Here is a 9,144-nt window from a genome sequence, read left to right as displayed (position 1 = left end):
GGAATTTCACATGTCGCTCACCATTCGCGCCGTCACGAGGCAGGATTACGATCAATGGCTGCCGCTGTGGGACGGCTACAACGCCTTCTACGGCCGCTCGGGCCCGACCGCCCTGGCGCCCGAGATTACGAAGATGACGTGGCAGCGCTTCTTCGATGCCTATGAGCCGATGCATGCGCTGGTGGCCGAGGAGGACGGCCGCCTGCTCGGGCTGACGCATTATCTGTTTCATCGCAGCACCACCGCGATCGAGCCGTCCTGCTATTTGCAGGACCTGTTCACGCTCGAGGCAGCGCGCGGCAAGGGCGTTGCCTCGGCGCTGATCCATGGCGTCTATGAGCGGGCAAAGCTCGCGGGATCGCCGCGCGTGTACTGGCAGACGCACGAGACCAATCTGACGGCGCAGCGCCTGTACGACAAGGTCGCGGAGCGGTCCGGCTTCATCGTCTATCGCAAGATCTTCTGAGTCCTGCGCCCTGAAGCCTTGTGGATAACTCCGCCTGTCACCCGGGCGTAACACAGCAAGACTACGCTGCGCCTGCGTCTGGTCAGGCCCCCCGTCACCGATCAAGCGCCCCAAAGCGGCCCCCGTCAGTCGCCGCGTCTGACAGGGGCCGCATTTTTTTGTCCGGGATTGTCTGCATGGCAGCAGCGCAGGCATCGGCTTGCTGATGCGGCGCACGGTGGTCACAATGTGCCGCTGCTCATCTGACAGGATCTCCCATGGAAATTCGCAATCTCGGCGCCTCCGGCCTTCGCGTGTCTGCGGTCGGGCTCGGCTGCAACAATTTCGGCCAGCGCACGGATCTTGAGACCTCGCGCAAGGTGATCCATCGCGCGCTCGATCACGGCATCACCCTGTTCGACACCGCCGACATCTATGCCGGGATGGGCGGCTCGGAGACGGTGCTCGGCACCGTGCTCGGCGACCGCCGCAAGGACATCGTGCTCGCCACCAAATATGCCAAGCCGATGGCGACCGACGGCACCAGGCAGGGCGCCTCGCGCCGCTACATCATGGATGCGGTCGAGGCGAGCCTGAGGCGGCTCAAGACCGACTACATCGACCTCTACCAGCAGCACGATTACGATCCGCTGACGCCGATGGAGGAGACGTTGCGTGCGCTCGACGATCTCATCCGGCAAGGCAAGGTGCGCTACATCGGCAACTCCAACTTCCCGGCCTGGCGGATCGCGGAAGCCGAGTTCACCGCGCGCGCGATGAATGTCAGCCGCTTCGTCTCCTGCCAGGACGAATACTCACTGCTGGTGCGCGATATCGAGAAGGATCTGCTGCCGGCGGCGCAGGAGTACAGGCTCGGCCTGCTGCCGTTCTTCCCGCTGGCGAGCGGCCTGCTGACGGGCAAGTACCAGCGCGGCGCGGCGGCACCCGCCGACACGCGCTTTGCCAAGGCGCCGGCGCTGCGCGACCGTTACGTCACGCCGCGCAACGAGGACATGGTCGAGAAGCTCCAGGCCTTCGCCAAGGCGCACGGCCGCTCGATGCTGGAGCTCGCCTTCTCCTGGCTCGCCGCGCGCCCGCAGGTGTCGAGTGTGATCGCAGGCGCCACGCGCGTCGAGCAGATCGAGGAGAACGTGAAGGCGATCGCCTGGAAACTCAGCGCGGATGAGATGGCGGAGATCGACAGGATCACTCTGGGCTGAGCTCTGCGCGCGCTACTTGGCGCCGCGGCCGACCGTCTGCACCACCTCGAAGCCCTCGAACTGGGGATGGCCGAGATAAAGCGGCTTGTTGTCTCCCGCCTTGTGATGCGCCGCGCGAAACGCCTCCGACTTGGTCCAGGCCTCGAACGCGGCGTGGTTCGCCCACACGGTGTGGGAGGCGTAGAGCGTGTGGTCCTCGAGCTCGGGGCCCCTCAGCAGATGGAATTCGACGAAGCCCGGCACCTTGTCGAGATGGGTGTCGCGCGAAAGCCAGACCTGCTCGAAAGCAGCCTCGGAGCCCTTGGCGACGCGGAAGCGGTTCATGGCGATGTACATTGGGTGGTCTCTCCTGATGCTCGGCCCATCATGTCGTCATTCCGGGATGCGCCGCAAGGCGCAGGCCCGGAATCCATTTCGCCACAGAACAAGTCGATGAATGGATTTCCGGGTTCGCGCTTCCGCCTTCGCTCTTCGAGCTTCGGCGGACAAGCCGCGCGCCCCGGAATGACGGCCTAAGCCACCAGCCCCTTCATCGGCCTTGCGCTTGCGCTATCCGGAAACACCGTCTCCGCCAGCACGCGGTCGGACAGCCCGAACCGGTCCTGCAGCACGCCCTTGATCACGGAGCGCAGGTCCGTCGTCGGCTTGAGGTCGCGGGCCTCGTGGAGGTTGGCGAGCTTGAGGCCGGGCCAGTCGGCGATGACGCGGCCGCCCTTCACCGCGCCGCCTGCGAGCAGCGCGATCGTTCCCGTGCCGTGATCGGTGCCGTCGGTGCCGTTGATGCGCGCGGTGCGGCCGAACTCGGTGGCGACGACGACGACGGTCTCGCGCCAGCGATCCCCCAGGCCGCTTTCGAACTCGGCGAGCGCGCCGTCGAGGCCTCCGAGCAGGAAGGCGAGACGCCCCACAGGGCCGCCTTCATTGGCATGCGTGTCCCAGCCGTCGAAGGCGAGCGCGGCGATGCGCGGGCCATCGTCGGCCGCCATCAGCTTCGCCGCGCCGCGCGCGACCTGCCGCATCTGTGCGACGGCGTTGCCGCGCGTCGCTTTCATGTCGTCGCCACTCGCGGCCTTGTCGAGCTGGAGGCCTTGCGACAAGGCCGAGGCCAGTGCGGGATCGCGGTGACGGTAGAGCCCCATGAGGCGCATCGCGGTGTCGTCGTCGGCCTGCGGCAGCGCCACCGGCGCCCAGCCGACGGTGGGCGCGTTGCCACGCAGCACCAGCGGCGTGGTCGGCCCGACGGCCAGACCGCTCGACACGCGCTCGCCGCGCGGCAGCGCTTCCAGCGCGCGGTTGAGCCAGCCGGACTGCACGCGGCCCGGGCCGGCAAAGCCGCTTTCGAGCACGTCCTGGCCGTCGAAATGCGAGCGGTCGCGATAGGGCGTCGCCACCGCATGGATCACCGCCGCATGCCTGTCGCGATACATGCGCGCAAATTCCGGCATCGCCGGATGCAGCGCGAAGAAGGAATCGAGCATGATCGCGGGATGCGCACCATCAGCGGTGAGCGCTATCGAGCCGTGCAGGCCGGCATAGTCGGGGTCGCCGATCGGACCGACCGTCGAGAGACCGTCGAGCGCGCCGCGCAGGATCACCACGATCAATCGTGGATCGCGCCCATCGGCGGCGCGGGCGAATTTCGGCAGGTAGGCCCAGGCCGCGAAGGAAGCGCCGCCGAGCAGCAGGCCGCGGCGCGAGGTGAGGAGCCGGTTTTCGACGCAGTCGATCATCTTCATCTCCTCTGCATTTCCGGCGACATCAACAGCAGCGCCAGCGCCTGCTGTCGCGACTCCGCGCGCTCGATGGTTTTGCGCGTTTCGATCGAGGCCGCGTCGGCGGCTGCGAACTCCAGGAGGTCGAGCGGATCGATGTTGTTGCCGAGCCGCGCGCCGATCTGCGCCGCGATGTCCAGCCTGAGCTTGATGCCTTCAGGCGCGGCCCAGGCGGCATTGGTGTCGGGAAAGCCGTTGGGGCCGGGCGGCGACCATAGCGGCTGACCGAGCAGGTTGAGGCCGCTGAGATAGCGGCTCGGGTCCTCCGGCACCTGCGCGAGCAGCCGGCCGCTCGCGACCAGGAAATCGTAAGGCGAGCGCATCTTGGTCAGCGGCGCCTTCCACGCTTCATCGGAATCGACCAGCGCCATGGCAAGCGCCTTGAGATCGCCGTCGGACTTGACGAAGACATCGCGCAGGCGCCCGACGAGCGCCGGCGGCGGATCATCTGCGACGAAGTGACAGACGAATTTGGTGGCGATGAAATTCGCGGTCGACGGATGCCGCGCGAGGTCGGCGAGCGCTGCTTCGCCCTGTGCGAGCCCGGTGGCCTCGTAGCTCCTGCCGAGCAGGACTTGCGGCCCGGGCTGATGCGCATTGACGCTGAAGACGAAGGAGCCGGGCGACCCTAGCTGCCCCTGCCGGCCCGCGAAGGTCCAGCCGGTGATGATGCGCGCGAGCGAGGTGACGTCGCCTTGCGTGTAGCCGCCGCCAACGCCGAGCGTATGCAGCTCCATGATCTCCCGCGCGAGATTTTCGTTCAGCCCGCGCTTGCGATTCTGCCCGGCGCGAGAATCCGGTCCGAGCGATTGCTGGTTGTCGAGAAAGAACAGCATCGCGGGATGCTGCTCGACCGCCCTCAGCATGTCGGGGAAGCGCCCGAGCACGTGCGGCCTGATCGCCTCGCGCTCGAACGCGCCGGCCCAGATCCGCGCCAATTCGCCTTTGCTGGCGGAGATGCAGAAATGGTTGGACCAGAAGGCGACGAGGCGCTCGGTGAAGCCGCACTCGGCCAGCGTCGCGCGCTGCAACCGCGCCAGCGCTTCGGCGCGAAAGGTCTTCTGGATCACGTTGAGCGGCTGCGGCGCGGGCTTTGCGGCCGGCGGTGCCGCCGCGTTGGGCTGCATGGCGTCCGGCTTTGCCGCATTGTCCGCAGGCTTCGCCTCCGCCATCTGGCCTGCGATCTCCGTCGCCGCCGCGTTCAGGGAGGGATTGCGGCGGAGTTCGGTCGGTGCGGCCGGCGGCGTCTCAGCGGGCGCGGCAGCCTTCGCAGCCTCGCGCGCCTGCTTGACCTGGTCCTGATAGGCAAAGACGGCCTGCCCGAGTTGCGGCGTCGATTGCAGTCCCGGCGCTTCCAGCAGCACGCCGTTGGGACGCGCAAGCTCGGCCTTCACGAAACCGCGCGGGTCGGAGCTTGCGTTGATGAGATCGCCCGACGCGCCGCCGCGGGCGCCGAAGCCAAAGCGGTTGAGCGCGACGAGGGCAGCTTGCATATCGCGGGCCATCGATCTGTCCTTCGCGCGTTGGAGCCGCTTTCCTGATACGTGCGCGGCGCGTAATATACCGCAGCGACAGATGAACTCGACATGAAAATGACGGCGAAGCTTCGGCGTAGATCATGACAAATCCGAAAGAATCCGCGTTGCAGGAACCGCGCCGCCTCGCCTGCTCCCGCTGCGGCGCCGAGTTCGGCTGCGACCTCTCGGGCACGTGCTGGTGCGCGGAGGAGACGGCGAAACTGCCGATGCCGCTCGCGGGCGAGGATTGTCTGTGCCGGGAGTGTTTGCGCAAGGCGGCAGCGGCGAGCGCTGCTCGTTAGATGCGAGAGCGCGCGACACACGCGAGTGTCGTCCCCGCGCACGCGGGGACCCATAACCCCAGGCAGAATTTTGGCGAAGACTGGACGTTCGGGACGAGTACCATCAGCAACCGATAGATCACGCGGTATGGGTCCCCGCGCCCCGTGCGCAATTGCGCACTAGGCGGGGACGACAGTGGAAAGAGTGTGCCCTACGCCGCAAACCCCGGCGATGTCCGCGCCATGCCGTCGAACGCGTCGAGCAGTCTTTCGCGCCAAGCATGGACCGGATCGTCCACCTCCAGCAGCTTGAACGGACTGACCACGCGCGCCCACTGAAAACCGCCGAACACGATGTAGTCGGCGTAGTTCGGCGCGTTGCCGCCAAGATAGGGCTGCTTCTTCAAGGTCTGCCGCATCACCTCCAGCGATTTGCGGAACGCGACCACGCCGGTGTCGCGGCTCGCCATCACCTCTTCCAGGCTCTTGCCGCCGAAGCGCGCCTCGCGCGACTTGCGGAAATAGGCGGCGTCGACCTCGGCGAGGTTGTTCGGGATGTCGGCGACTACAAGCGGAAAGATGCCGCCGACGATGGCGATGTCGCCGAAGGCATTGATCATGCGCGCCATGGCGCGGCCGCCCTCGCCGCCGAACAACGACGGACGATCGGGAAACTTGTCCTCCAGATAATTCGCGATGGTCCAGGAATCGACCACGGGCTTGTCGTCGTGCAACAGCACCGGCACCTTCTCCGAGCCATGCGGCGCGATCGCGCTCTTCTCGGTGAAACGCCAGGGCAGCGATTCCGCCGCCAGCCCCTTGTGCGCCAGCGCCATCCGCGTGCGCCAGCAATACGGGCTGAACGGACGCGACGCATCGGTGCCAACGAGCTCGTAGAGTTTGAGTGACATGGGCTGGCGCCTCCTCATGCTCCGTCCTTGCGAGGAGCTCCTGCGACGAAGCAATCCAGACTGTCGCCGCGGAAGCATTCTGGATTGGTTCGCTGGCGCTCGCAATGACGATGTGGAGAGATCACCGCCCGTTGGTGCGCAGCAGCCTCTCGCCGTCCTCCGTCACCGCGATGACCAGCCCCACGCCGGCTATCGTCTCGCGGGCGACGTAGCCGCGATCCGCGGCGTCTTCCCAGATGGTGAGGCGCGGGCAGGAGGTCTTCCAGGTCGCGATTACCTCGGCATAGGCGCGCGGCTCGCGCGCGACCCATTCGACGAAGTCCAGCACCAGCGGATCGGCGTTGCGGCTCATTGCAAACCTCCCTTGTCGAAGGCAGCCAGCACCGGGGTACGGACTAGGAGCCAGCCGCCATAGGCGATGTAGTAGCAGGCAATGGTGGTGATCAGCTTGTTCGACCATGCCAGGAATTGCTGGTCGGTCATGGCTTCGAGGATGCGCCGCGCCAGCGTGGTGCCGAGCATCGAGGCCGCAATCGCAACGCCGGCGAGAACGGGATCGAGGCTCGCCGCCTGGTCGATGATGCCGCCGAAATAGACCAGCTTGGTGAAATGGCTGACGAGCTGGCACATCGCCTTGGTCGCGACCTTCTCGCGCCGGCCGAAATTGCCGCCGAGGAAGAAGGTGTCGAGCAGCGGGCCGGAGACGCCGGTCATCAGCATCAGGCCCATGCAGATCGTGCCGTAGACCGTGCCCTGCCAGAGACGGTCGGGATCGGGCTTGATGTTCGCCGGCAGGAGTCGCGCCATGAACGGCGTGGCACCCAACATCAGCAGCGCCACCGGCTTGTCCGGCACGTAGCGGGTGAGCGACCAGGCTACGAGCGCGACGGCAGCGCCAACCATATAGTTCGCGACCGGCCGCCAGCGGATATGCGCCCGCCACAAGAAAGCGCGCCAGCCGTTCGAGGCCATCTGCGTGATCGCATGCAGCACCATCGCGGTCGGCAGCGGCATCAGGGCCAGCAGCACACCGATCAGAATCAGCCCGCCCGCCATGCCGAACAGCCCGGACAGGAATGCGGTGGCGACCATCAGCAATCCGAGGGCCGCGATCATGAGGGGCGTCACGAAAGGAATCTCCTGAGGGCGAGTGAGGGACGCAAACTGTTTCACTCCCTCGCCCCGCTTGCGGGGAGAGGGTTGGGGTGAGGGGGACCCTCCGCAAGGGAAGTGGCAGTTGGACTCGCGGAAAGTCCCCCTCACCCGGAATCCAAGCTCTGCTTGGATTCCAGCCTCTCCCCGCAAGCGGGGAGAGGCGAAGAGGCCGCGCCCGCGCTCCAACAAATCAGCAGGAATTGCGCTCATTCTAGTGCCTCGCTTGCTCGCCTCGCGCAAACTGAGTTATCTTGCCCTGGCATCAGCTTTCCTGAGGGTCTTGCATAAGGGTCTTGCATTTGCGGCGACTGCTGTTTCTCAACGGCATCAAGGCGTTCGAGGCGGCGGCGCGGACCGGCAGCTTTGCTGCGGCCGGGCTGGAGCTGAGCGTGTCGGCGGCCGCCGTCAGCCGCATGGTGCATCTGCTCGAAGAGCGGCTCGGCGTCGCGTTGTTCGAGCGCAAGGCCAACCGTCTGGTGCTGACGCAGGCCGGCCGCGCCTATCAGAGCGGGCTGACCCCGATCTTCGATGCGCTGGCGAGCCTCACCGCGCAGGTGACGGCGCCTTCGAGCGTGCGCGTGCTCACCATCGGCGTCGGCCACACCTTTGCGATGCGCTGGCTGATCCCGCGCCTGTCCGAGTTTCGCAACGAGGAGCCCGACATCGAGGTGCGCTTCACCACCGGCGGCGCGTCGGTGCCGTTCGGCGAGGACTGGAGCTGTGGCATCAAGCTCGGCACCGGCGACTGGCCCGGCCTCGTCGCCGAGCCGCTGTTTGCCGGCGACCTGACGCCGGTCTGCGTGCCACGCCTCGCGGGCGGGCTGAAGCGTCCGGCCGACCTGAAGGGACCGAGCCTGATCCGCGTCGCGCACTCGCCCGAGGACTGGCCGATCTGGCTGAAGGCCGCGGGCGTTGCGCGGATCAACGCGCGGGGGCCCGAGTTCCAGTTCTACGGCCAGGCGCTGCAGGCCGCCGCCGACGGGCTCGGCATCGCCATGGGCATCCGGCCCTATATCGACGACGATCTCGCGGCCGGCCGGCTGGTGGCGCCTCTCGACCTCTCGGTGCCCAAGGGCATGCGCTGGTACCTGCTCTATCGCAGCTTTCAGACCGAGCAGCGCGACTTTGCCGCCTTCCGCCGCTGGATCATGCGCGCGGCCTCGGAACCCGCCGCCCGCCCCCGCCGGATCGGCCGCGCCGGCGCGCGGAACTGAAGTCTTTTCGACAAGCTTGAGCAAAAAAGCCACGTCGCTTGTGAACCGCTTCACATTCTGAAACCCGTAATCGTGGTCCCCTGACCCTCCGAAAAAAAGTGGGACCTTACACTCATGACGACCCTTTACGACGGCTTTGACATCGAATCCTTCGAAGCTGGCAAGGGGCTGTGGCACGCGCGGATCCGCCGGGCCGATTTCAGCCCGGTAGCCATCGACGGCGTGCTGTTTCCTGCCATGGAAGTCGGCTTCGCCTGGCCCGATCCCGATGCGGCGATCGCCGATGCCAAGCACCACATCGATCGTTTTCGCCGGCGGGCCGAAGGCGACGAATAGCCCAGCGGGTCCGCGGGCGGACCAGAGAAAAAGCGCGCAGGGGGAACACCGGTCATGTCCATCATCGAAACCGACGCAGCGCGGCCGCGGATCTACATCCGTGCGGTGCTGTCCAACTGCCTGGAATGCGACGGCGATCTCGCGGTGCTCCGCGTGATCCCCGGCCGCGCCGGATGCGAGTACTGGGCCATGCGCTGCAGCGATTGCGGCGGCATCCATCTCGACATCCTCGAGCCGCATGTCCCGGCCGAAGACGACGGCGGGCCGCTGCCGGCGGCCTGAAGGTCCCGGCC

General features: G+C 66.8%; 12 protein-coding genes. 6 read left to right on the top strand and 6 right to left on the bottom strand.

Features of this window, described 5'->3' with window-relative positions:
• Positions 1-10: 10 nt before the first annotated feature.
• Both IVB23_RS25965 and IVB23_RS25960 read left to right on the top strand, forming a co-directional pair.
• On the top strand, positions 11-466 hold the full coding sequence (locus IVB23_RS25965) for a GNAT family N-acetyltransferase (RefSeq protein ID WP_247800497.1): 456 nt from the start codon (positions 11-13) through the stop codon (positions 464-466).
• Positions 467-723: 257 nt separating this feature from the next.
• Positions 724-1,665, top strand: a complete 942-nt coding sequence (locus IVB23_RS25960) for an aldo/keto reductase (RefSeq protein WP_247800496.1) — start codon at positions 724-726, stop codon at positions 1,663-1,665.
• Positions 1,666-1,677: 12 nt separating this feature from the next.
• Here the strand turns inward: IVB23_RS25960 and IVB23_RS25955 are convergent, their stop codons facing one another.
• The 3 genes from IVB23_RS25955 to IVB23_RS25945 form a co-directional block, all read right to left on the bottom strand.
• Entirely contained in the window at positions 1,678-2,001 is a 324-nt protein-coding gene (locus IVB23_RS25955) for an antibiotic biosynthesis monooxygenase (RefSeq protein WP_024340421.1), read from the bottom strand.
• Between the two features lie 176 nt (positions 2,002-2,177).
• Positions 2,178-3,395: a DUF1501 domain-containing protein gene (locus tag IVB23_RS25950; protein WP_247800495.1), complete on the bottom strand. Its 1,218-nt coding sequence runs from the start codon at positions 3,393-3,395 to the stop codon at positions 2,178-2,180.
• A gap of 2 nt (positions 3,396-3,397) precedes the next feature.
• Positions 3,398-4,942 (bottom strand): DUF1800 family protein, encoded by a 1,545-nt coding sequence (locus IVB23_RS25945; RefSeq protein ID WP_247800494.1) that lies wholly within the window; start codon positions 4,940-4,942, stop codon positions 3,398-3,400.
• Between the two features lie 113 nt (positions 4,943-5,055).
• On the opposite strand from IVB23_RS25945, the gene IVB23_RS25940 reads away from it, so the two are divergent.
• The gene (locus IVB23_RS25940; RefSeq protein ID WP_061877459.1) at positions 5,056-5,256 is read left to right on the top strand and encodes a cysteine-rich CWC family protein; all 201 of its coding nucleotides are present in this window, start codon (positions 5,056-5,058) and stop codon (positions 5,254-5,256) included.
• A 191-nt stretch (positions 5,257-5,447) separates the two neighbouring features.
• Here the strand turns inward: IVB23_RS25940 and IVB23_RS25935 are convergent, their stop codons facing one another.
• From IVB23_RS25935 to IVB23_RS25925, 3 genes are all read right to left on the bottom strand, one after another.
• On the bottom strand, positions 5,448-6,146 hold the full coding sequence (locus tag IVB23_RS25935; protein ID WP_247800493.1) for a glutathione S-transferase family protein: 699 nt from the start codon (positions 6,144-6,146) through the stop codon (positions 5,448-5,450).
• A gap of 121 nt (positions 6,147-6,267) precedes the next feature.
• Positions 6,268-6,498, bottom strand: a complete 231-nt coding sequence (locus tag IVB23_RS25930; protein WP_028176669.1) for a hypothetical protein — start codon at positions 6,496-6,498, stop codon at positions 6,268-6,270.
• Positions 6,495-7,274, bottom strand: a complete 780-nt coding sequence (locus IVB23_RS25925; RefSeq protein WP_197967537.1) for a sulfite exporter TauE/SafE family protein — start codon at positions 7,272-7,274, stop codon at positions 6,495-6,497. The genes IVB23_RS25930 and IVB23_RS25925 overlap by 4 nt, the downstream gene beginning before the upstream one ends.
• 326 nt (positions 7,275-7,600) lie before the next feature.
• Here IVB23_RS25925 and IVB23_RS25920 point away from each other — a divergent pair, with 326 nt between their 5' ends.
• From IVB23_RS25920 to IVB23_RS25910, 3 genes are all read left to right on the top strand, one after another.
• Complete coding sequence (locus IVB23_RS25920) at positions 7,601-8,515, top strand: LysR substrate-binding domain-containing protein (protein ID WP_061877455.1); 915 nt, start codon at positions 7,601-7,603, stop codon at positions 8,513-8,515.
• A gap of 114 nt (positions 8,516-8,629) precedes the next feature.
• Complete coding sequence (locus IVB23_RS25915) at positions 8,630-8,851, top strand: hypothetical protein (protein ID WP_061877454.1); 222 nt, start codon at positions 8,630-8,632, stop codon at positions 8,849-8,851.
• Between the two features lie 54 nt (positions 8,852-8,905).
• Positions 8,906-9,133, top strand: coding sequence for a hypothetical protein (locus IVB23_RS25910; protein ID WP_247800492.1), 228 nt, complete (start codon positions 8,906-8,908; stop codon positions 9,131-9,133).
• Positions 9,134-9,144 lie beyond the last annotated feature (11 nt).

Origin of the sequence: Bradyrhizobium sp. 191, from assembly GCF_023100985.1 — a bacterium.
Lineage (GTDB): Bacteria > Pseudomonadota > Alphaproteobacteria > Rhizobiales > Xanthobacteraceae > Bradyrhizobium > Bradyrhizobium diversitatis.
The sequence above is the reverse complement of the archived record's forward strand: the minus strand, read 5'-3'. Positions and strand labels throughout refer to the sequence as shown.

Excerpts from the sequence above, each read along its gene's own strand:
- IVB23_RS25965 (WP_247800497.1), top strand. The coding sequence starts at position 11 with ATGTCGCTCACCATTCGCGCCGTCACGAGGCAGGATTACGATCAATGG.
- IVB23_RS25960 (WP_247800496.1), top strand. The coding sequence starts at position 724 with ATGGAAATTCGCAATCTCGGCGCCTCCGGCCTTCGCGTGTCTGCGGTC.
- IVB23_RS25955 (WP_024340421.1), bottom strand. The coding sequence starts at position 2,001 with ATGTACATCGCCATGAACCGCTTCCGCGTCGCCAAGGGCTCCGAGGCT.
- IVB23_RS25950 (WP_247800495.1), bottom strand. The coding sequence starts at position 3,395 with ATGATCGACTGCGTCGAAAACCGGCTCCTCACCTCGCGCCGCGGCCTG.
- IVB23_RS25945 (WP_247800494.1), bottom strand. The coding sequence starts at position 4,942 with ATGGCCCGCGATATGCAAGCTGCCCTCGTCGCGCTCAACCGCTTTGGC.
- IVB23_RS25940 (WP_061877459.1), top strand. The coding sequence starts at position 5,056 with ATGACAAATCCGAAAGAATCCGCGTTGCAGGAACCGCGCCGCCTCGCC.
- IVB23_RS25935 (WP_247800493.1), bottom strand. The coding sequence starts at position 6,146 with ATGTCACTCAAACTCTACGAGCTCGTTGGCACCGATGCGTCGCGTCCG.
- IVB23_RS25930 (WP_028176669.1), bottom strand. The coding sequence starts at position 6,498 with ATGAGCCGCAACGCCGATCCGCTGGTGCTGGACTTCGTCGAATGGGTC.
- IVB23_RS25915 (WP_061877454.1), top strand. The coding sequence starts at position 8,630 with ATGACGACCCTTTACGACGGCTTTGACATCGAATCCTTCGAAGCTGGC.
- IVB23_RS25910 (WP_247800492.1), top strand. The coding sequence starts at position 8,906 with ATGTCCATCATCGAAACCGACGCAGCGCGGCCGCGGATCTACATCCGT.